Here is a 23,192-nt window from a genome sequence, read left to right as displayed (position 1 = left end):
ATTGCTTTGAATGTGAATAGTGTGGGTTCAGATTTTCGAATAGCCAAGCGCATCTTAAGCGTCTCCATTCCGCTGATGGGCTCGATGGTCGGCAATTTGCTGATGATGCTGGTCGATCGGATTTGCCTGGCGAGGTATTCGAGCGACACCTTGGCGGCTTCGGGCCCGGCGATTTATACCTCGATGGCGATCGTTGGCTTCTTTGCCGCGCTGGTGGGGTTTTCGAGGTCGTGCGTGGCGCAGGCGTTTGGTCGCTCCGGGCATGGCGCGGCGGCTTATCAGGCCGCGGTGGGGATTTTCATCGGCATCGTGCTCGCGGTGATCCTGATGCTGATGGCGCCGCTTATCGAGCAGATTCCCTTTATGAGTAACCGCCCCCCGGCGATCACCCATCTGGAATCGCAGTTCTTGTATTGGTCGGCTTATTTCGGCGGCGTCATGACCTTGAACATGTCGCTTTCGTCTTATTTCAACGGCATCGGCAATACGCGCATCACCCTGGTGGTCGGGCTGATCGGCCAGGTGGTGGAGCTGTTCATGACCATCGGCCTGGTATTCGGCAAGTTCGGCTTGCCCGAGTTGGGCATGCGTGGCTCGTGTATCAGCACCTTGATCAGCACCATCGTGATCCTGGCCTGCTATGTCTGCTGGATGCCACGCGAGGTCTGGGGCAATCTGCAGGGATTGATCTTCAAACGCACGGGCCTTCATTTGCATGACCTGCTGTCGCGCATCAAGAAGGGCTTTGCCCTGGGTGTCTCCGCGGGTATCGACAATCTCGGCAATGCCGCGTTTATCTGGATTATCGCCGGGCTCGGCTCGATTGCGCTTGCCGCCAACAACGTCAACCTGACGGTGAACTACATCGGTATTGTCCCGCTGCTAGGCCTGGGTATTGGCTGCAGTGTCTTGTGCGGCAATGCGATCGGCGAGAACGATTATCCGCAGATCCCCAAGATCATCTTTGTCACCCTGGCGATCGAGCTGATGTATGTCGTGGTCATCTCGTTTTTTCAGATCGCCACGCCGGAGATCTTGCTCAATCCGTTTGGCCTGCTCGACAAACCCGCGGAAATTCAGCAGGCATCGATCGCCACCTCGCGCGTGCTATGGACTTATTCGTTGGCATTCACCTTCGCCATGACAGGCTCGGCCATCCTGGAAAGCTTCGGATTGACCCGGTTCTTGTTTGTTACCCGGCTGGTGTTGATGTGGCTGCTCAGCATTCCGACGATTTACCTGATTACCCTCGGGCATGTCGGTGACGCCAGCTTCCTGCCGACCTGTTGGGTGGTTGGCTCGATATTCGAAGGCATCATCGGCGTCTTGTATTTTTGGCGCATCTGGGTCGCCATCAAAAAGCGTCAGAATGGCATTGTGATGGCGCAGGCGCCGAGCGGATAAGTGAGTGCGGGCTTGATGAGGGCAGGGCCGCTGCTTAGCAAAAGCATCCCCATCCGCCCGCGGTGAAATCGCCCCTCGCCAGCCTTCGATAAGACGCTGGCTGGCAGGGGCGGTTTTCGTTCAGTAACGGATATTTCTGTTAAGTGGTGCGACGGGCCGCTGGCTGCAGCTGTGGCGGGGCTAGTCCGTGCCAGGTGAATCGACTTTCGCCATCGATGCTCCATGAAGGTCGGCACGGTTCGAAAACGTCGACTCGTTCACATCGAGATGATGGTCACGATGAAATTTTTCCGGGTCGGTATCATCCGCTCATCTGTTGAGATAGAGCCGCAGTATGTTGTTCGAAGACCTTAGCAAGTGTTGTCGCCGATCATGAATATTTACCCTTTATCAAGCCCGCAATTAGATATTTACCAAGATCAAATGATAAAGGGCGAGGTGCCGACCTATAACATCGGCGGGTATCTGGATTTTTTGGGTGCCATCGATATTGATCGGTTTGAGCGATCATTGAATCTTGTGGTCAAGAAGCATGATTCGCTCAGAATCATGCTGATCGATAGCGGCGACAGTATGCCAGCGCAGTGCATGGCTCTGGCACCGCCGGTCGCGCTGACATGGGTGGATTTATCCGGCCGTGCCAGTCCACCTGACGCTGCCCAGGCGTGGATGCGTGAACAGATCAATAGTCCATTTGAGCTGATCGGCAAGGCGCTTTTTCGGTGCGCGCTGATAAAGCTCGATAAAGACCGTTTTCGATGGTTCATCTGCGCTCATCACCTAGTCCTGGACGGTTGGTCCATAGATATGGTTCTGCAGTCTTTGGCTGATATATACAGCGGGCTTGAAAGTAATAATGCGACGGATATATGCGCGCCTTCTTATGTCGATTTTGTTGAGTCGGATAAGGCGTATCTTGAATCCAGCTCATTCGATCGGGATAAGACCTACTGGCTCAATAAATTTAGCGAAGTTCCGGCCCCGTTGTTGTCCGCGCAGTATCAAGATCGTCGGATCGACGCAACAGCCAGTGGGGAGCGGCGTTGGCGTCTTTCGCGTGACCTGGATGAAAAGATTAACGCGATCGCCACCGAGCAGTCGTCGACGAGATTTCAGGTCCTGCTTGGGCTGTTTTACGCTTTTTTGCTGAGGCTGCACTCATGCGATGAGCTGGTGGTCGGGCTTTCGGTGCTGAATCGAAAGGATGCGGCGGCAAGAAAAACTTCCGGCATGTTCACCAACGTGATGCCGATGAGTTTGCAACTTGATAGCGGTAGCGCTTTCGTCGATCTTCTCAAGGCGATTGCCTCGACGTTAAGGCAGGACTATCGGCATCAGCGATTTCCGATCGGCGAGTTGAATAAGTCGCTTGAATTATTCAAGAAGCATCGATCCCAGCTTTATGACGTGTCGATGTCTTATGAGCACGGTGGTGGCGCCTTGCTCTTTGGAAGCACGCCGGCTTTTGCCGTGAAATGCACGAACGATCACGAGAGCACGCCTTTAAGGTGGTGCGTCAGGGACGATTTGCATCGGGGCGAGACCACGATGCATTTCATCTTTAGCCGGTCGTACTTCCATGACGACGAGATTGAACAGCTCGAACTTCGGTTTACCCAGTTCACGGCCGAACTGTTGTCGAAGCCACGCAGCCCGCTAGCTGCGCTGCCGATCGTTACCGCCACCGAAATGCGGCGTATCGCGGCCTGGAATGACACCGGCACGGCTTTTCCTGGCGACGCCTGCATCCAGCAGCTATTTCAGCAGCAAGTGGCGCAAAGGCCGGATGCCGTAGCGGTGGTGCAGGGCGGCGAATCGCTTAGCTACACCGAACTCAATGCGCGGGCCAATCGCCTGGCGCACCACCTTATTGCCCTGGGCGTGCGCCCTGACGATCGCGTCGCCCTTTGCGTCGAGCGCAGCCTGAACATGATGCTCGGCATGCTGGCGATTCTCAAAGCCGGCGGCGCCTACCTGCCGCTTGATCCGAGCTATCCGTCCGAGCGGCTGGGTTATGTGCTGCACGACGCGCAGCCGCTACTGGTGCTCAACGATGAGGCCGGCCGAATCGCGTTGGGTGCACTGCCTGCGGGATTGGCCGCGCTTGATCTCGATGACGCTACGCCCGCATGGGCCGGGTTATCTGCTGACAATCCGGTGGTCTTGCACCTGAGCTCGCGGCATCTCGCTTATGTCATCTACACCTCGGGCTCGACCGGGCAGCCCAAAGGAGTGATGGTTGAGCACCGCCATGTTTGCCACCAGGTCGTCGCGTTGCAGCGCGCTTATCGATTGCGTGCCGACGATCGCTTGTTGCAGTTTTCGTCGATGGCCTTTGACATGTCGGTGGAAGAGATCTTTCCCGCCTTGCTCAGTGGTGCCACGCTGGTACTGCGCACGGATCAGTGCCTGAGCTCTCCTGCCGCTTTCGCGGCATTTTGCGCCGAGCAGCAGCTGACGTCGCTCAATCTGCCGAGTACGTTCTGGGCGTCGTTGGCCTTGGCGCAGCCCGAAATCGCATGGCCGCTGTCAGTGCGCCAGGTTATTTCCGGGGGCGATGCGCTGAGTTTGCCGGCGGTATCGGCCTGGCTGAACCAGCAAGGTCATCGGCCGCGGCTGTTCAACGCATACGGACCGACCGAGGCCACCGTCAACGCGACCTTGTTGCCGGTGGAGCAGGCGCTGCGGGTGTCTTCGATTGGCCGCCCGCTTTCGAACACGCAAATCCATGTGCTTGATGCAGGCGGTCTGCCGGTACCGATCGGGGCGGTGGGCGAGTTGTATATCGGCGGTGCCGGCGTGGCGCGCGGTTACTTGCATCGTCCGCAGCTGACCGCTGAGCGTTTCGTGGTCGATCCGTTTTCGTCCATGCCCGGTGCTCGCATGTACCGCAGCGGCGATCTCGGCCGCTATCTGGCCGATGGCGAAGTCGAGTTTCTTGGCCGTAACGACCAGCAAGTCAAGATTCGCGGTTTTCGCATCGAGCTGGGCGAGATAGAGGACCGCCTGGCGAATCACCCTGCGGTCGCTGAGGCGGTGGTGCTTGCCATGGGCGAGGGGCATGACAAACGACTCGTCGCCTATCTGGTAGCCCAGGCCGGTCTGGCGGAGCCAGCGTCGCTGGTCGGCGTCTTGCGTGCGCATCTGGCTGCCGAATTGCCCGACTATATGGTGCCGGCCGCCTTTGTTCGCCTGGATGCGTTTCCGCTCACGCTTAACGGCAAGCTCGATCGCCAGGCTTTGCCCGATCCTGATGACCGGGCTTATGCCCGCCGTGCTTACGAGGTACCTCGCGGCGAGACCGAAACCACGCTGGCGGCGTTGTGGCGAGAACTGCTTGGCGTCGATCGGATCGGTCGCCACGATCATTTCTTCGAGCTGGGTGGCCATTCCTTGATAGCCATCCAATTGCTTGGCCGGGTCGGGCAGTCATTCCATGCTGCATTGCCCTTAGCCAGCTTGTTCAATCATCCGACGCTGGCCGGGCTGGCGACGGACATCGATGCGCGCCGCCAGGGCGGCCGGCGATCGGCAACGCTGCCGCCGATGCTGCCCATTGTTCGTGCCGAGACGGTAGCGCTTTCGTATGCGCAGCAACGATTGTGGTTCATGGCTCAGCTCGACAGCGCCAGTGCGACCTATCATGTTTCGCTGGTGTTGCGCCTGGACGGTGAGCTGGATAGCCGCGTGCTACGCGCTAGCCTTGATCGTTTGCTTGCGCGTCACGAGGCCTTGCGTACGGTTTTTTTCGCGGTCGATGGAGACCCTCGCGCAGCCTTGCTGCCGGTCAGTACGCCGTTTCCCTTCATGGAGTACGACCTGCGCGGTGCACTCGAGGCGGATGCGCTGCTGGCTCGCCATAGCGACGACTATGCTCATGCGCCGTTTGATCTCGAGCGTGGTCCGCTGATTCGCGCCGGCTTGGTCCGCTTGTCCGATCGGCGCTATACGTTGCTGTTAAGCATGCATCACATCGTTGCCGATGGCTGGTCGATCAACCTGCTGGCGCGAGAGATCAGCGCATTGTATACGGCGTATTCGCAGCAGCGCGCAGACCCTTTGCCGCCGCTACCGCTGCAGTATCCCGACTATGCCGGCTGGCAGCGCTCGGCATTGACTTGCGAACGCTTGCGGGACCAGGCGGATTATTGGCGACAAGTGCTTGGCGGTGCGCCTGACCTGTTGAACCTGCCCACCGACAGGCCGCGCCCTGCGCGGCAGTCATTTGCCGGCGCCCTGGTTCCGCTGCGGCTTGATCGCTTATTGACCCGAAACCTCAAGCAGCTGTGCAGCCGGCTTGGGGTGAGTCTGTATATGGTGATTACCGCGGCGTGGGCGAGTGTGCTGGCCCGTTTGTCCGGTCAGGACGATGTCATGATCGGCACGCTTTCGGCTAACCGCGGACAACGCGAGATCGAACCGCTGATCGGCTTCTTCGTCAGCACCCTGGCGTTGCGCCTCGATGTATCCGGCGAGCCGGATACGGCGGCGTTGTTGGCGCGGGTTCGCCAAACGATTTTGGCGGCGCAGGAACATCAGGATCTACCGTTCGAGCAGGTGGTGGAGATCGCGCGTCCTTCGCGGCGGCTGGATTATTCGCCCCTGTTCCAGGTGTTGTTTGCCTGGCAAAGCAATGACAAGAGCAGCTTCGATTTGCGGGGCATCGAGGTCAGCCAGGCTGATATGTCACTGGATTGGATTCGCTACGATCTGGAGTTGCATCTGTACGAGCAAGACCAGGTCGTCGTCGGTGGGCTGGGCTACTCCACGGCGCTGTTCGACCATGCGTCGATCGAGCGACATATCGGCTATCTGCTGACCATGCTCAGTGCGATGACGGCGAGCCCAGCGCTGCCGCTGAAGCAGGTACCCTTGCCGGGGCCGGACGAACAGGCGTTGCTGGAGCGCTGGAACGATACCGCGACAGCCTATCCGCACCAGCACTGCGTTCACCATTTGTTCGAGCAACAGGCTGCGCGTTCGCCGCAGGCGATCGCCTTGATCTACGGCGATCAGCAGCTTTGCTATGCGCGATTGAATGCCCAGGCCAATCAATGGGCACGCCATCTGGCTATGCTGGGTGTCGGGCTGGATCAGCGCGTCGCGCTATGTGCGGAGCGCGGCTTTGAGATGGTGATCGGCCTGCTGGCGATTCTCAAGGCCGGTGCGTGTTACGTGCCGTTGGATCCTTCCTACCCGAGCGAACGGTTGCTGCAAATCCTTGCCGAGGCCGGCGTGGAGTTCGTGCTTAGCGATGCAGCTGGGCGCCATGCCCTGGGTGCGCAAGCGTTAGCCCAGCACCGCGTGCTCGACCTGGAGGCGCTAGCGACGCTTGCCGGCGAGCTGCCGGACGACGACTTGATATCGGCGCATCAGCCGACGCCGGATCATCTCGCTTATGTGATCTATACCTCGGGCTCCACTGGTACACCCAAGGGTGTGGCGATGCCGCATCGGCCGTTGAGCAATCTGATTCATTGGCAACAGCAGGAGGCGGAGCGCGCTGGTGTGCCGGCACCGCGTACGTTGCAATACGCCGCGCTCGGATTCGACGTGGCCTTCCAGGAGATTTTCACCAGCCTTTGCGCCGGGGCGTCCTTGTTGCTCGTCGATACTCATACGCGCTTACAGTTCGACGCCTTGATCGAGGTTTTGCGTCGGCAATGCGTGCAGCGCGTTTTTCTTCCTTATATCGCCCTGCAGACGCTGGCTGAGAGCATCGACGAGGCGGTCGGCGACCTTGCCGATTTCTTGCCTGACTTGCGTGAGGTTATCGTCGCCGGCGAACAACTGCGCCTGACGCCGCAGATCTTGCGCTTGTTCAAGCGGTTGCCGGCGTGTCGTTTGCATAACCACTATGGGCCTACCGAAACCCATGTGGTCACTGCGCAAACACTGACCGCCGAGGCTGTCGCCGCGTCGCCGCACCACGTGCCCATCGGCCGCCCGATCGCCAACTGCCGTGTCTACTTGCTGGATCGATATGGCTTGCAGGTACCGCTTGGCGCCGTCGGTGAATTGCACATCGGCGGCATCGGCATGGCCCGTGGCTACCTCGACCGCCCTGAGCTGACGGCCGAGCGCTTTCTCGACGATCCGTTTGATCCACGCCCCGGCGCACGTATGTACCGCAGCGGTGATTTGGCGCGTTATCTGCCGGACGGCCGCCTGGTATGCCTGGGGCGTAACGATCACCAGGTCAAGCTGCGTGGCTTTCGCATCGAGCTGGGTGAGATCGAGGCGCGCCTGGCCGAGCATCCGAGCGTGCGTGAATGCCACGCTGCATGCGTATCTTGGCCACTTGCTGCCGGCTTATATGGTGCCGGCGGCGTTTGTAACACTGGATGCGATTCCGCTGACTGCGCATGGCAAGCTGGATCGTCAGGGGTTGCCTGCGCCGGCTGAGCAGGCCTTTGCCCGCTCCTTCTACGAACCGCCGCAGGGCACGGTCGAGGTCGAGCTGGCGAAGTTATGGCAAACCCTGCTGGGTGTATCCCAAGTCAGCCGGCACGATGATTTTTTTGAGCTCGGCGGGCACTCCCTGGTCGCCGTGCGTCTGCTTAGTCGCATGAGCCAGGCTTTCGGGGTGGTGTTGCCCCTGGCCAGTTTGTTCGCGCAGCCCGTATTGCACGATCTTGCCAGAGTGCTGGCAGCGAGCTTGACCGAGGCGCGCGATAGCTCTTACGCAGCGATTCCAGCTACGCCGCGCGAGCGGAAGTTGCCGCTGTCTTACGCCCAGCAGCGCTTGTGGTTTCTGGCCCAGCTGGATAGCGACAGCGCCACTTATCACATCCCGCTGACGGTGCGTCTGGACGGTGCGCTGGATGTCGGCGCGCTGCGCGATGCGCTGAACCGTTTGTTCGCACGTCATGAAAGTTTGCGTACCGTGTTTATCGCCGAGCACGGTCAGCCGCACGCCGAGCTGTTGCCTGCCCATGTCGGCCTGATCTTGCACGAGCACGACTTGAGCCGACAGCCTGATGCCGAAGCAACGCAGAAGCCGTGGCTCGCGGAGCAGCGGAACCGGTCGTTCGACCTGGCCAAGGGGCCATTGATCCGGGCCAGCCTGGTACGCCTGGGCGAGCACAGCCACGTCGTTCAACTGACGCTGCACCATATCGTCGCCGACGGTTGGTCGCTTGGCATTCTTGCCCATGAGCTTGGTGTTTGCTACGCCGCATCCACTCGCTCGCAAGACAACGCGCTGCCGCCGCTGCCGATCCAATACGCCGACTATGTCGCCTGGGAGCGCAAGTGGTTGACCGGTGAACGCCAGGCGGTGCAGGTGGCTTATTGGCGCAAGCAATTGGCCGGCGCGCCGACCTTGCTGGCATTGCCTACGGATCGTCCACGTCCTGGGCGACAATCTTTTGTCGGGGCTTTTCTACCGCTAACGCTCGATCGCAGCTTGACGGTCGAGCTTAAGCGGCTAGCCCAGCAGCACGGCGTTACCTTGTTCATGCTGGTGCTTGCCGCATGGGCGGTGGTGTTGTCGCGGCTTGCCGGTCAGCACGAAGTGTTGATAGGCACACCGTCGGCGGGCCGTGGCCGGCAGGAGCTGGAGCCTTTGATAGGATTCTTCGTCAACACGCTGGCCTTGCGCATCGACCTGGCCGCACCGCATGACACGGCTTCACTATTGGCGCAGGTGCGGCAGCTCGCCCTGGATGCCCAGGCACATCAGGATTTACCGTTCGAGCAGGTGGTGGAGATCGCGCAGGTGCCGCGGCGCATCGAGCATACGCCACTGGTGCAGGTGTTGTTCGCCTGGCAAAGCCATGACGAAGGCAAACTCGAACTGCCCGGCATCGTGGTCGACCCGAGCCTGGCCGAGTTTGACTGGGTCAAATTCGACCTAGAGCTGATTCTCAACGAAGTGGATGGCACGATCCAGGGCGGCTTCAACTACGCAAGCGCGCTGTTCGATCGCCAAACGATAGGCCGCCATGCGGGTTATCTGCAGCACATGCTTGAAGCGCTGGTCGCTGGCGACTCGCGGCCGATACAGCAGATACCGATGCTGTCCGCCGCCGAACAGCGGCTATTGCTGCAAGACTGGAACCTGACCGAGGCGGCGTATCCGGATCAGCTATGCATGCATCAACTGGTCGAGCGTTGGGCGCGCGAAACCCCGCAGGCGACCGCGTTGGTGTGCGGGCAGGACCGGCTTGCTTATGCGCCATGGAACGCACAGGCCAACCGGCTGGCTCATTACCTGATCGGGTTGGGTGTGCGGCCAGGCCAGCGCATCGCGCTCTGCGTCGAAAAAGGCCTGGCGATGTTTGTCGGCCTGCTGGCTATTTTGAAGGCGGGCGCTGCCTATGTGCCGCTGGACCCGGCCTATGCCTCAGCCCGCCTCGATCATATTCTTGGCGACGCGGCACCGCGCCTGCTGCTTTGCGACGATGCCGGTCGTGCCGCGCTCGGCCCGGCGGCGCTTGCCGCAGTGGATGTGCTCGATCTGGGCGATGACCGTTGCTGGGCTAACGGCTCGACCGACGACCCGCAGGTCGTCGGCCTCGACGCGCGCCAACTGGCCTATATCATCTACACCTCCGGTTCCACCGGCACGCCGAAAGGGGTGATGGTCGAGCACCATGGGGTGATCAATCTCGCCCTGTCGCTGAGCGAGCTGCTCGGGGTCACCGCGCGCAGCAGGGTTAGCCAGTTGGCCTCGCTCGGTTTCGACGCCAGCGTTTTTGAAAGTGCGATGACGTTTGCCGTGGGCGCGGCGCTGTATTTGCCTTCCGTGCTCGAACGCCAAAACCCGCCGGCCTTTATTGCTTTTATCGGTCGTCATCAGATCAGCCACGCGACGGTGCCGCCGGCTTTTCTGCAAGGTTATGCCGAGCCGCCACAATGGGCGCACCGGCCCATGTTGATTCTTGCCGGAGAGGCGCCGAGCCCGGGCCTGCTGACGACCTGGGCACGCCACGCCAGCCTGGCCAACGCCTATGGCCCTACCGAGATCACGGTTTGCGCCAGCGTCTGGGTTTGTCCTGATGATCCTGGTGAACTGCTCAGCGTGCCGATCGGCCGGCCGCTGGCCAATACGCGGATGTACTTGCTGGATGAGCATGGCCTGCCGGTACCGCGTGGGAGCATCGGCGAGTTGTATATCGGCGGCGTTGGTGTCTCCCGTGGCTATCTAAATCGAGCCGAGTTGACGAACGAGCGATTTCTTCGCGATCCATTCGATAGCCGAGCCGGTGCGCGCATGTACCGTAGCGGCGATCTGGCCCGCTATGCGCCGGACGGGAACTTGGTCTTTCTGGGCCGCAATGATCACCAGGTCAAGTTGCGCGGCTTTCGTATTGAGCTGGGGGAGATCGAAGCGCATCTGGCCATGCATTCGGCGGTGCGTGAAAACGCGGTGCTGGCTCGCGAGGACCGTCCCGGCGATGCCCGGCTGGTTGCCTACGTGGTGGCGGAGCGTGCCGACGACGATCTGGCCGCTACGTTGCGCGACTATCTTAGTACGCGTCTACCTGAGTACATGATACCGACGGCATTCGTTGCGCTGGCATGTTTGCCGCTGACCGCCCATGGCAAGCTGGACCGCAAGGCCTTGCCGGCACCGGACGGCCAGGCTTTCGCTCACCGTGCCTACGAGCCACCGCGCGGCGACAGCGAAGTTGCTCTGGCCGCGCTATGGCAGGCATTGCTCGGTGTCGGGCGGATCGGTCGGCAGGATCATTTCTTTGATTTGGGCGGCCATTCGTTACTGGTCACGCCACTGGCGGCGCGCATGCGCGAGATCGCCGAAACGCCGGTGGCGATAGCCGATCTGTTTCGTTATCCGGTACTGAAAGATATGGCGAGCCTGCTGTTTTCCACGGCCGAACACGCGCCGCCGCCTGTGCTCGATCTGCACGCGGAACAGGTGCTCGACGAAACCATTCGCGCCAGCGCGCCTGCCCGGCAGCGCAGCCGGCCGCAACATATGCTGCTGACCGGCGCCTCGGGCTTTCTCGGTGCGTTCTTGCTGTCGTCCCTGCTAAAGCGAACCGACGCGACGATTCATTGCCTGATTCGTTGCGTCGACGCCGAAGAAGGCCGGCTCAAGCTCGATGCGAACATGCGCCTGCTCGGCCTGGCTGACTATGAGCGTGCGCGCGTGGCGGTGATTGCGGGCGATTTGGCCCGGCCAAAGCTTGGTTTGAGCGAGGACCAGTTCAGCCATCTCGCCGATCTGATCGAGGTGATTTATCACAACGGTGCCTGGGTCAATTCGCTGCATACCTATGCCAGCTTGAAAGCCGCCAATGTGCTCGGCACGCAGGAAATCTTACGCCTGGCCGGAACGGGCGCGCCGAAACACATTCACTATGTTTCTACCCTGAGCACGATTGCGCCGATCGAATCGGCGCCGCCCGATATCACCAGCGAAGCGCAGTTGACTGAATACTGGCCCGGCCTGGCCTCGGGCTATGCGCAAAGCAAATGGGTGGCCGAGCGCCTGCTGCGTATCGGTGGCGAACGCGGTATTCCATTCACCATTTACCGGCCGACGCACATCGCCGGCGCAAGCAGCAACGGCGCCAGCAATGCCAGCGATACCTGGAGCCTGTTCGTGGATGCCTGCCTGATACTGGAACGGGTACCTGTGCTCGAAACCAGCATCAACTCACTGCCGGTCGATTATATGAGCGATGCCATCGTGGCGCTGTCACTGCGTCAGGGCATGCAGGGTAAAAGCCTTAACCTGGCCAGCCCGAAGTCGTTCATGCTGAGCGAGTTGACTCGGCAGATAGCGGCGCTTGAAGGCCTGAGCGTTGAATATATCGATTATCGAACCTGGCGGCGGTTGTGCGGCGAGCATCCGGCTACCCGCCGATTGGCTTCGGTCATGCCGGCCGAGCTTTCAGCAGCTTCGACGGTTAAGGCGGCGCCCATCCGAATCGAGTTGAGCAATGCCGTGGTCGAGCTGTCGCGCGAAGGCATGCGCTATCCGTCGATGAGCGCCGATCTGCTACAAAAATACGCTGCGTGGCGTTATCACCGGCTGTGTGCGCAGCCGGCTTGACCCGGGCCGGGCATCGTCTGGGCGGTGCCCTTGATAAACATGCAAGGTGGTTTTGATGGCGGCTACGGGTACGCCAGCGCGCTCACATGGCCGCCCATGGAAAGATGCGACTGACAAACCAGTACGAGCCGACGCATGCGATGACTAGCGACATCGCCCAGGCCAGACCATTGCGGCCACGGGTCGAGATGACCGGCAAAAGCAATACCGGCATGGCAATCAGCACGATGAGCAACTGGCCCAGCTCGACCCCGATATTGAAGCCGGCCAAGGCCAGCAGCCGATGCGATGTCGATAGCATGAGATCGTTGAGCATGGATGCGAAACCCATGCCGTGCAGCAGGCCGAAGACAAACACGAGGTAACCCTCGCGATGCCTTCCCAATACCGGCCAGATATTGTTCATGGCGGTAAATACGATAGACGCGGCAATGCCCGGTTCGACGATGATGGGCGGCAAGGTGACTATTTTCAGGCTGGACAAGGCCAGGGTCAGCGAGTGCGCCAGGGTGAAGATCGAAACCAGCTTGAGCAGTACCCATAGCCGTTGACGAAGCGGTTCTGCGGCGGTTGCACTGTTCAGCGGGACGATCGCCGAGAGGATCAGCGTCAGCACGAACAGAATGTGATCCCATCCGTTGAGAATGTGATGAAAGCCGTGGTTGACGAAGCCGAGGAATGAGCGCAGCGCATCGTCTCCCTGCAAGGGCAGCCGCGCCGGCTCGCCGGTTGGTGCAACGACCAGGGTTTCCGCCTCCGCCCCGGCTCGATGCGTGGTCACGATGACGCGATGCTGCCGGTTGCGTTGTGCCAGGAAGCTATAGCGAAGGCTCACCTCGCCGCTGGCGCCGTGACAATCGAAACTGCCGCTCAAGACCGCAAACGGTTCGGATTGGCGGGTTTCTACCTGTAGGTCGACATCGCCCCCAGGTGTGCATGCGCGGGTGGCTTGATCGAGCTGCAGCGATTTGCCGAACAGGGTTTTAAGTGCGGGCTGGCGCTGGCGCAGCTCACCCCAGGTGATGACAAGATCGTTGTTGGCGTCGAGTGGAATTTCCTCGTTCAGGTCGGCGAGGCTGATGGACCACTGCACCTGGAGCTTGTTGTCGTTCGGCGTGACATCCAGGTAACTGAGGCTGGTGGTATGGGCCATGCCGGCCTGGCTTGCAAGAACAGCGAATACAAAGATCAGTATGCGATTAATGCCCCGCATGAACGCCCCCAGTCACCATGCTGCCAGCGGCGATGGTGCCAGCGACGGTCTGCAGCGATGCGCTGGTCTGCAGTGCCGGATACACCTGTGGATTTTCACTGAGCCAGTGCTGCACCTCGGCAACCGCGGCCTGGTCGTGCGCCAACAAGGCGGCCTCCATCAACAGCCGGGCAGTCAGCGGCGTTTTCATCTGGCCCCAGTTTTCCGTGGCCAGCGCTAATCCCCGTGCTATGTCCTTGACGATATACAAATGCACGTTGTTCCATGCGTTGCGTCAGGTCGGCCGTCGCGGCGGCGTAGCGGGGATCTGACAACGCGGCGTAGGCCAGGCAGCGCCTTAGCAGCACGATGATCGTATCGGGTGCGTGTTCGAGGGCGTTGAGTGCATCCTGTGGGCGACCTCGCTCCAGCAGAAAGTCGGTATAGCCGGTGAGTACGTCGGGCGCATTGGCATCGAGTTGATGAGCCTGCTTGAAATAGGCTTCGGCCGGATCGAGCTGTTGCATTCGCCACGCGGCGTCGGCTAACGCGGTCAAGGTCCAGCGGCGGCCACTTGTATCCTCGGCGGGCGCATCTTGCAGGGCGGCGGCAAGCTCGGCATAACCATGCGCTATGTCGGGCCCGGTGGCTTTCACATAGCCATCACAAAGCTTTGCCGCGGCGGGGTCGAGTTGCAGCAAGGAGGCGCACGAGTGCAAGGCGGCACTGGCATGGTCATCGGCCACCTGCAGCAAGGCGAGGTCGAACCATGCATGCGCGTCGTCGGGCGAAAGTTTCAGCAATGCGCCAAGGTCGGCGCGGGCTTCGTTGTATCGATGAAAATACTGATGCAGCGCAATTCGCGCCTGATATGTCCGCGCCGGAATGTTGGCCTGGGTCATCCATGGTGTCAGCACGGATTGGGCGTAGCCGTAGTAGCGCGCATCACGCGTGCGCCCGGCTATTTCCAGGTAGATCTGCGCCAGTTCGGTCGCTACCGCCAGGCTGTCGGGCTTACGCGCCAGGGCCTCGTTCAAGCGTCGAATTTTTGCGTCGGCGAAGACGCGGGTTTGCGGAAGTCTAAACAGAACCTCGTTATCGTCCGTAGGCCGATGGGGCAGGGCTTGGGCATGGCTCGTTTGAGCAAGGGCTGCCGACAACAAACAGATGCCGAAGCATCGGCTAAAAATAGTGACAGCTGTGCTCACCGAAAACCTCCCCCGGTCACGTATAAGACTTATATTTGATCATATACTCAAGTATGTTTGTGACACTTGCTGGTTAGCCAGCAGACACTTCATTACGGCCAGATCACCTGAGGTTTTATGGACGCTGAAATCGCACTGCCGCTATTGGAAACTTACGCCGCGGCCTGGTCCGAGCCGGACTCGGTCAAACGCCTGAAGATGCTCGAAGCCACCTGGGTTGCCGACGGCACCTATTACGACCCTCATGTCGAGGTCGTCGGTCACCAGGCACTGGCGGACTATATGCAAGGGTTCCAGGGCAATGTGCCTGGAGGACATTTCGTCTATACAACAAAGCCCGATGGCCATCACAATTTTTTCCGGACTCACTGGAAGCTGCTGAACGAGGCCAAGGCGACGCTGCATGTCGGCACCAGCTTTGTGCAGTTTACGGAGGAGGGGCGGATCGCCCGCGTCACCGGTTTCTTCGGTGAGCCGGCCGCGGCGTAGGGTAGGCGTAGCGCATACATGCGATAGCCGCGTTTAGCGTTCGCGCAACGCGGCTTGCCCCAGCGGCTAGCGATGCGATGATTGAGGGTTTGCGCCGATCGCAAGCAGCGAGGCGATGATTACAGTTTCATCTTCAGCGTCAGGCGGAACTCGCGCGGCTCGCCGGGGTGCACCGTGATGCCTGAGGGCACTGTCGGGCTGGTTGGAGTTGCCCGATAGTCTTGCTCGTAGGCGATGTCGTAGTAGCTGCGATCGAACAGGTTGAGCACATCCAGCGACAGCGCCAGCGATGGATTGATGTCGCGCGATACGCGCAGGTCGATGACCGTGGCCGAGGGACCCATCAAGCTGCCATCTTGCGATAACGGATACCTGCCGATGTAGCGCAACTTGATGGTTCCGGACCAGTCTTTTAGCCCCTGTGTGCTGAATCCGATCGAGGCGACTTTCGGTACCGCGTTGGGAATATAGCTGCCGCGCTGATCGTTTTCATTGGGGTGCGTAAAGCGGGCATGCGTATAGGCGAGGTCAGCGTCGAGCAGCAGCCATTGATTGAGCGTCAGGTGGTTATTCCATTCGATACCGTAGCGCGTGCTGGCGCCGTTGGGCGAGGTGGTGCCGATCGCCGAATCCGCGTTGTAGACCAACTCCGATGCACTGTCCAAGCGCCAACCGGTAAGCGAGCTTTGCAACCCGGGTACGAGTTCGGTGCGTACGCCGAGCTCGCCGCCCCGAGCGCCGGCGAAGGGCGGTGCAGGCATGGCCTGGGTCGCCGTGGTCGGGTCGATCCGGTAGATGGCGCCGCGTGCATCGTTACTGTGAAAGCCGGTGCCGGCATTGATGAAGAACTCGGTCTTGGCCCATGGTCCGAAGATCAGCGCAAGCTTGGGCGAGGTACGGCTGGCCGATGCGTTGCCGCTGTTCGTTGCCAGCGAAAGCGATGAGAGATGCATCTGGATGGTGTCTTGGCGTACGCCTAGCACCGTGCGAAACCAGGGGTTCCAGGTGGTGCTGTTTTCGACGTAGACAGCGGCTTCTGTTTCACCGACCCGGCTGTCGCTTACCGTTTCGAACGGTACTCGATCCGCGGTGTTGAACAGGCCGACCCGGATATGGTCGTGACGAACCTGCAACCCCGCCTCGGTGCTTGAGTCGCGGCCGAACAGGTTATGGGTCCAGGCATGGGCCAGCTTGACCCCAAGCAGGTTACGCGCTTCTTTCTGCGCAAACTGATCGCCCGTATCCGGGCGCAATTCGTAGAAGGTGAAGTTGGAAAACAACTGCAGACGATAATGTTCAAGGTATGCGGAGATACGGGTGTAGCCATCGGCATCGCTGGCGTGCCATTCAGCGGAGAGAATGTCTCTTGCGCTGTTGCCGCCATCCGTCGGGTCCACCGCACAGAACCGGCATAACTGCGCGGATTTGAGCCACGCGAGAGGCACCTGGTCGGTGGCGTTCCAGTGTGCGTCGTAGGCCAATGCATCCAACGACCAGCCGCGCGCGGCATCGCCGTTGCTCAGTCGTAGCAGGCCATTGATCTTGCGCATTCGTTCGGGATGCTTCCACGGCCCGTTTTCTCCCAGTCCTTCGATGGCCGCAAGCACGGTCGGAGCATGCGCGGTCGACGGCAGCAGCGGAAACGAGCCCGCCAGTAGCACGCGACGATAGTCGTCACTGCCCAGGGTGAGCTGTACAAACGGATGCTCGATAACTTCGCGGTAGCTGATATCGGCCGAGCCCGCGGCGGAGAAATCGCCGTTCTGCGCAAAGTACGTGCCTTTGCGATAGTCGATCTGCTGAACCAGTTCGGGAATCAGAAAATTGAGGTCGGAATAGCCTTGACCGTGCGCGTTGGTGGGCATGTTGACCGGCACCCCGTCCAGCTGGGTGGCGAAGTCGGTGCCATGGTCGAGATTGTAGCCACGCAGAAAATACTGGTTGGCCTTGCCGTCGCCGGAATGCTGGGTCACGACCATGCCGGGAATGGCCTCCAACACCTGGCCTGGCCGCAGCAGCGGAATGTCCTGCAACAGACGGCCGAGGATGATCCCTTGCGACGAGGCGTCGGAGCTGCCCACGCCGTTGTCGTAATGACCGGTGACATCGACCGATGCCATGGTCTTGGCATGCGAAGAGGTCAGTTCGCTGGGTGGGTCGATCTGCGGTGCCGGGGTTTGTGCAAGCGCCGCGCCGCAGGCGAACAGCGCGAGCCCGATGATGCCGTTGGGAAGGTGGCCGATAAGGCCGGCTGCAGGATGCGGCATGGTGCTTGGAATCTCGCAACGTCGGGGCAGATCGGCGCCAATCCCCGATGTGCATGCTTATGGGCTGGAGTCTGCAGCGGTGCGGCTAAACGGGCAGACCAGGTCTTGGCGCGCCAACCGGGCGCTCGCTGATCGGCCGTGAGCTAACGCCTGGCATCGGCCATGGCCAGGTCCATCCAGCTCGATAGCGCTTCACTGTCTTCAAGCACGTCGCTGGGAACCTCGTAATAGCGTTGCACCGAAACCGTTCGCTTGGCGGTTTGATAGGTGAAAGGTCCCATGCCGTGATCCAGGTAGCGCTGCCGGTTTTTCGGCTGGACGCAGAAGTACAAGGTATCTTTCATGACGATGGCGAACTGGATGTCGCTTGCTATCAGCGCGACGCCGCCAAAGAAACGCTTGGCGGTTACCTCGCGGTAAGCCGCCAGCTGATCGATGACATAGGCCACATATTCGCTGGCTAGGTCGGTTTTTGTAACGCCTGCTTTAGTCATGCCCGGTAGGTCGCCTAAGTGATTCGGATGGGCAGCTGGGATATCTATGCGTGGCTCCCCTCTCCGTCATCGGAGAGGGGAGTTGGTACGGTGCTTCAGTGCTTGGCGGGCGCTTGAATGCGCGCTCAGCGCGGAACGGTATGCGGCGGTGCCAGATAGGGGAAGTATTTGCTGTTGGGCACATCGTTGCCGTGAACACCGTCCAGATCTCCCGGTGCGTAGGCAATCGGGGTGTAGAGGTTGAACCAGAACATCAGGCCCAGCGGGTCATCCAGGGTGCGTCCATTGGGCATTTTGATCGGCTTGGTCGGATCCAGCTTAAGCGTGTCTGGAACCACCGTGTCGACCAGGGTCGTCAGGGTATCGCCGCTGAGGTGAAACAGCCGCTGCGCGCTGGCGGTGATCGGCGCTTTGAAGTTGCGGACGTCGTCGATCGGCTGGCTGGAGTTGAACAGCTCGGCCATTTCGTCGGGCACATAAACCCCCTTGATCGCCGGGTGTCCCACCCGTTGGACCTGCTTCCATTCACCGCGCGGCGTTTGCTCTTCGGTGGTTGCCCATAGCGCGAGTGGACGCCCGCGATAGACGCTGGACAACGGAATCTCGATCACGATGGCCGAGACATTAAAGCCGGCGAAGCGATCCTTGCCCGACATGAATTTCGGCTGCAGGCCGGCGAATACCCGGTCCGAATCGACGTTGTCGAAGAAGAATGGGTCGTCACGCAAACCGGTGAACATGCGAACACCCTTGGCACCATCGACAATCACCGGTGCGGTGGGCACGTAGTACACCTGAGTCGCCGGGGTCACTGGGCCGTTCAGCGTTGGAATGCCCATCGAGAAGGCGGCCGAGAAGGTCTGCCCGCTGAAATGATCGGGATCAGTAAAGTGAGCGAATTGCGGCTTGGAGAAGGTCACCACAATGCTGTGGTCCGGCCGGGTGTCGCCATCGTTGTCGATGTAGAACTTGTACCGTGCCTTGTCGGAAAACAAATAGGTCTTCGACAGCGGCGGCAAGCCATAGCCGTTCACCGTCATTACCAGCACCAGCCGGTTCGAGTTGGTCGGGCTTAGAAAAGCATAGAAATCGGCGATGTCGAGCATCGGTTTGTCGGCGATGCCGGGGGCTTCGCGATGGTCGCTGGCGATGGCGGCCTGCGGCTGCAGCGAGGACAGCAAGATGCCTAGGCCAAGTAGAAGTACGCGCCATGAAAGTTTACCAACTGCACTCATGATAATGCTCCGCTATGGGTTGCGAGTTCGTTGCCGTTTGCCGGTGGTCTGCGCGTGCTCATGGTTTGGGCACGGTATGCGGCGGCGCCAGATAGGGGAAATACTTGAGGTTGGGAACGTCGTTGGCGTGAACGCCGTCCAGGTCGCCTGGCGCATAGGCAAGCGGCTTATACAGGTTGAACCAGAACATCAGGTCGATATCGTCATCCAGCGTGCGGCCGTTGGGCATCTTGATCGGCTTGGTCGGGTCCAGGGTCATCTCGTCCGGGGTCACGATGCTGAGATATTTGGCGAGATCCTGGTCGCTGATGCTGAACAGATATTTGGCCGAGCCGCCGATGATCGCGGCGAAGTTCTTTTTGTCGTCGACCGGCTCAGAGGCGTTGTAGCTGTCCAGATACTCCGGTGGGATATAGACGGCCTTAACCGCCGGGTTGGCGTCGCGCTGAATCTGCCGCCACTGCAGCTTGCCCGAGGCATCGGCCTCTTCTTCTTCGGTGGTCACCCACATATGCAGCGGCACGCCGCGGTAGACCAGGGCGAGCGGCATTTCGATCACGATGGCATTGATATTGAGGCCGGCGTTGCGGTCGATACCGTGCTCGAATTTCGGCTGCTGCTTGTTCAAGACGCGAAACGAATCGGTGGAGTCGAAAAAGAACGGGTCGTCACGTGGGCCGGTAAACATCTTGATGCCCACATCGTTGTGAAACACCAGCGGCTCGGGCGGGGTAAGCGAGGCCTGTATCAACGGCGTTACCGCGCCACGGATCTCCGGCAGGCCGAAGCCGAAGTCGGCCCGAAAATGCTGCCCGGGAATCAGCGCACCGGTATTGGATAGCTTGGGAAATTCAGGCTTCGAAAACCGTACATCGATGACCCGGTCGGCCAGGTAATCGCCGTTGCTGTCGATCTTGAACAGATAACGGGTTTTTGCGGAAAACTGGTACGTACGAGAAATTTGCGGTGTGCTTGCCGGGCTTACGCCCATCACCAGCACTAGCCGGCTGGGGTCCTTGGGATTCAGAAAGGCGTAGAAATCGGTGATGTCGGCAGCCGGATTTCCCTCTATCGCTGGCGATTCTCGATGGTCCGAGGCGCGGACCATACTGGTACACAATAAAACAGCTATCGCAACCCAAGCAGTCATGCCCTTCATGTCGATCGTTTCCTGTGTGGCTTCGATTAAAGTGGCCTCAGCGCGCCGCAGTCAGTCATGCCGCCTTCCTGCATCGGGAAGCCGGCATGCTTTCTTTCAGCGCGTTAAGAGATGGTGTCGCTCAATACACTGACGGCGTCGAGCTTTAGCGACTCGATGTATTCCTGGCGATCGAAATAGGCGCGGATGGCCTGGATTCGGTCACCTTTGATGTCGAGAAAGTCGATGCCTTTCAAGGCGATCTTGTGCTGGGTGGCGGCGTGCAGTTCCGACTCGCCGGTGTTACTGCCGTGCATGATCCATTCGAATACGGCGTAGTCGCTGCCGCCACGCAGCGATAGCACTTCAAAGCGCAGATCGGGAAAGGCTGCGATCAGTTGGCCGACGTAGTCGCCCATGGCCTTGATCTGGATCGGGCTGTCGCCCACGAACGGATCGAAGTAGGTGACGTCCTCGGCGAAGATCTGCCCGAAGATGTCGAAGTCGCGGTTGTTCCAGGCCCCGCCGTAACGCCTGGCCAGGGTCACGGCCTGCGCGCTCTTGTCCGCAAGTACGTTGCCGTGATGCTCATCCAGGTAGGCACAAACCGCTTCGGCCAGGGCCGTTGCCGAGGCCGGGTTTTGCCCGGTGATCAGCGAGCCGTGCGCGACCACATGGCTTTCCCACGCCGGCGCGGCTTTGAACTGAGCGCCGCGTGCGACGAGTTCGTTCTCGAGCAAGAACGGCACCACTTTTTCAAGCCCGATAATGGTCTCTTCCGTATTGCTGAAGCCGGTGACGGATTTGCCGGCCAGCAGGTGCGAGCCGTTGTCCAAGGTCGCTTCGAGCAAGCCGGCCTGGCCGTGGCAAATCGCGGCGATGACCTGGTCGTCGGCAGCGGTCTGTTTCAGCAAACGCTGTAGATCGGCGTTGTGCGGCAGATCGTAGACCGCGCCATGTCCGCCGACGAGAAACACGGCGGCGTAGTCGCCAGCATGCACGTCGCTAAGTTTTAGCGTGTGCTCGACCAGCCGGATACCCCAATGGATCGATGCATCGTTGATGCTGGATGGATCGATCGGCGCCTTGCCACCCGTGGGCGAGGCGACATCGACCTGCAGGCCATGCTTTACGAAGACTTCGTAGGGGTGGCTGAATTCGGAAAGATAGAGGCCTGTGGGGTTGTCGCTGTCACCAAACCGTGAATGGCTTGTCACTACCATGAGCACTTTCATGAGACCTCCGTGATGACTTTGTCGATGGATGGAACCTAGACGGGGCGGGCGGAATGTAAACGTGGGCGACGGGCTTGCGCTCAGGCGCCGCTGCTTTCCGACACCATCTGCGGTGGCCGGCGAAACGAATGGCGAACCGTGGTGGTGAAGGCGCGCATCAGGGTGCGCAGCGAAAGCAGTTCGCCGGTGCCGCTGGTGCCGGCAAGAAAGCGCTGCACGATGGCGCTCGTCTGCGGGTCGCGCGTCGCCGCGCTGAACAGCATTTGTTGCATGGCAGGCATCGGCTTGGCCAACGCCATGTCGGCCATGATCTTGAAGTGGCCCTTGACCTCGGCATAGCGCTCGCGGTGATAGGCGGCGATTTCACGATCCGGCCGCAGGCCGGCCAGCAAACCCGGGGCGGCGCGATGAACCAGTTCCGACGCGGAAATAATGCCCCAGGAAATGCCGAAGCCGTGCAGCGGGTCGGTCGTCATGAAAGCATCGCCGACCAGGGCCAGGCCGTGCGGCAGCTTGCGCCGTAGCAGCATCGAGTTCTTGGTATTGATCAGGTAGTCGGCAATCTGTTCGGCATGGTCGATATCGGGCGCATCCGGCAGCGATTTGACGATCTCGCGAAAGCATTTGGCACGGTCGGCCTTGAAGTCGGCAACACGGTCCTTGGTGGGCATCAGCGCAATCAAGGTGGTGCCATCGTCGTTTGGAAACTGATAGGCGATATAAGGCTCAAGCATCCACATGCGTGAGGTGGTTCGCGATTCATTGGGAATGTTGCGAAAAAAGGTGAAGCAAGAGAAACGCTGATTCGGCGTCTCCTCGGTAGGCACACCGGCCAATTCGGCCACCGTCGATTCACGCCCATCGGCACCCACTAGCAAGGTGCAGGGCAGCTCGAAGCTTCCGCTGGTGGCCGATTCCACGGTGACACCCGTGACGGCGCCCGATGCATCCCGTTGCAAGGCAGAACAGCGCGTACCTTCGAGGTAGGTGACACCGGGGGTGTTGATCATCTTGCTGCGCAGCAGCGGGTCGAGCGTGACACGACGCATGTTCAACGCGTGCACTTCACCTAGCTCGGCCTTGGGAATCCAGCCCCATTTGGTCCAGATGCCGATCGTGTTCTTGACTGCGCCGGCTTCCAGCAAGGGCTCGTACAAATCCAGCTCGCGCCAGGCGGTGAGGCTGCAAGGCTGGATGTAGTGCGTGCAGATGGGCTTATGAAAGTCGCTGGGGTGGCGCTTTTCAATCACCGTTACCGGGATGCCTTGCCGGGCAAACAATATAGCTGCCGCGCATCCCGACACGCTGGCTCCGACAACGACGACATGGGCCTGCGGCGGGCTGGCTGAATTCGTTTTCTGATGCAACATCGCAACACTCGCTTTCATGGTGGCGTGTTCCGTAGCAATGGATGGCGGACGAATCTGGATATGTCGCTAAGTGCTTTCTTCGACGCGCTCGGTTTCGGCGGTATGTTTCGCGGCGGCGTGTTTTTTGTTCATGC

Annotated in this window: 11 protein-coding genes and 1 pseudogene; 4 read left to right on the top strand and 8 right to left on the bottom strand. The window is 60.2% G+C overall.

What is annotated here, in order from left to right; genetic code table 11:
• Window positions 1–21 precede the first annotated feature (21 nt).
• From OUZ52_RS09900 to OUZ52_RS09890, 3 genes and pseudogenes are all read left to right on the top strand, one after another.
• Window positions 22–1,404, top strand: a complete 1,383-nt coding sequence (locus OUZ52_RS09900) for an MATE family efflux transporter (RefSeq protein ID WP_266158222.1) — start codon at window positions 22–24, stop codon at window positions 1,402–1,404.
• 372 nt (window positions 1,405–1,776) lie between these two features.
• Window positions 1,777–7,623 (top strand): annotated as a pseudogene (locus OUZ52_RS09895) (amino acid adenylation domain-containing protein); the annotation flags it as partial.
• Window positions 7,624–7,672: 49 nt separating this feature from the next.
• The gene (locus tag OUZ52_RS09890) at window positions 7,673–12,430 is read left to right on the top strand and encodes a non-ribosomal peptide synthetase (RefSeq protein ID WP_266158221.1); all 4,758 of its coding nucleotides are present in this window, start codon (window positions 7,673–7,675) and stop codon (window positions 12,428–12,430) included.
• An 82-nt stretch (window positions 12,431–12,512) separates the two neighbouring features.
• Here OUZ52_RS09890 and OUZ52_RS09885 read toward each other — a convergent pair whose 3' ends face one another.
• Together OUZ52_RS09885 and OUZ52_RS09880 are read right to left on the bottom strand one after the other, a co-directional pair.
• Window positions 12,513–13,583 carry a HupE/UreJ family protein gene (locus tag OUZ52_RS09885; protein WP_266158220.1) on the bottom strand — a complete coding sequence of 357 codons (1,071 nt, stop codon included), beginning with the start codon at window positions 13,581–13,583 and terminating at the stop codon, window positions 12,513–12,515.
• 155 nt (window positions 13,584–13,738) lie between these two features.
• The gene (locus OUZ52_RS09880) at window positions 13,739–14,659 is read right to left on the bottom strand and encodes a tetratricopeptide repeat protein (RefSeq protein WP_266158219.1); all 921 of its coding nucleotides are present in this window, start codon (window positions 14,657–14,659) and stop codon (window positions 13,739–13,741) included.
• Between the two features lie 288 nt (window positions 14,660–14,947).
• Here OUZ52_RS09880 and OUZ52_RS09875 point away from each other — a divergent pair, with 288 nt between their 5' ends.
• The gene (locus tag OUZ52_RS09875; protein WP_266158218.1) at window positions 14,948–15,319 is read left to right on the top strand and encodes a nuclear transport factor 2 family protein; all 372 of its coding nucleotides are present in this window, start codon (window positions 14,948–14,950) and stop codon (window positions 15,317–15,319) included.
• A 119-nt stretch (window positions 15,320–15,438) separates the two neighbouring features.
• Here the strand turns inward: OUZ52_RS09875 and OUZ52_RS09870 are convergent, their stop codons facing one another.
• The 6 genes from OUZ52_RS09870 to OUZ52_RS09845 form a co-directional block, all read right to left on the bottom strand.
• A complete protein-coding gene (locus tag OUZ52_RS09870) occupies window positions 15,439–17,586 on the bottom strand; it encodes a TonB-dependent receptor (protein ID WP_266158217.1) in 2,148 nt (715 codons plus the stop codon).
• A gap of 143 nt (window positions 17,587–17,729) precedes the next feature.
• Window positions 17,730–18,080 carry a TfoX/Sxy family protein gene (locus OUZ52_RS09865; RefSeq protein WP_266158216.1) on the bottom strand — a complete coding sequence of 117 codons (351 nt, stop codon included), beginning with the start codon at window positions 18,078–18,080 and terminating at the stop codon, window positions 17,730–17,732.
• A gap of 125 nt (window positions 18,081–18,205) precedes the next feature.
• On the bottom strand, window positions 18,206–19,315 hold the full coding sequence (locus tag OUZ52_RS09860) for a DUF4331 family protein (RefSeq protein WP_266158215.1): 1,110 nt from the start codon (window positions 19,313–19,315) through the stop codon (window positions 18,206–18,208).
• A 58-nt stretch (window positions 19,316–19,373) separates the two neighbouring features.
• Window positions 19,374–20,423 carry a DUF4331 family protein gene (locus OUZ52_RS09855; RefSeq protein ID WP_266158214.1) on the bottom strand — a complete coding sequence of 350 codons (1,050 nt, stop codon included), beginning with the start codon at window positions 20,421–20,423 and terminating at the stop codon, window positions 19,374–19,376.
• 155 nt (window positions 20,424–20,578) lie between these two features.
• A complete protein-coding gene (locus OUZ52_RS09850) occupies window positions 20,579–21,688 on the bottom strand; it encodes a DJ-1/PfpI family protein (RefSeq protein WP_266158213.1) in 1,110 nt (369 codons plus the stop codon).
• 80 nt (window positions 21,689–21,768) lie between these two features.
• Window positions 21,769–23,076 (bottom strand): NAD(P)/FAD-dependent oxidoreductase, encoded by a 1,308-nt coding sequence (locus tag OUZ52_RS09845; RefSeq protein ID WP_266158212.1) that lies wholly within the window; start codon window positions 23,074–23,076, stop codon window positions 21,769–21,771.
• Between the last annotated feature and the right edge of the window lie 116 nt (window positions 23,077–23,192).

This window comes from Dyella silvatica (genome assembly GCF_026283955.1).
GTDB classification, from domain to species: domain Bacteria; phylum Pseudomonadota; class Gammaproteobacteria; order Xanthomonadales; family Rhodanobacteraceae; genus Dyella_C; species Dyella_C silvatica.
This window is presented reverse-complemented; position numbering and strand designations above follow the sequence as displayed.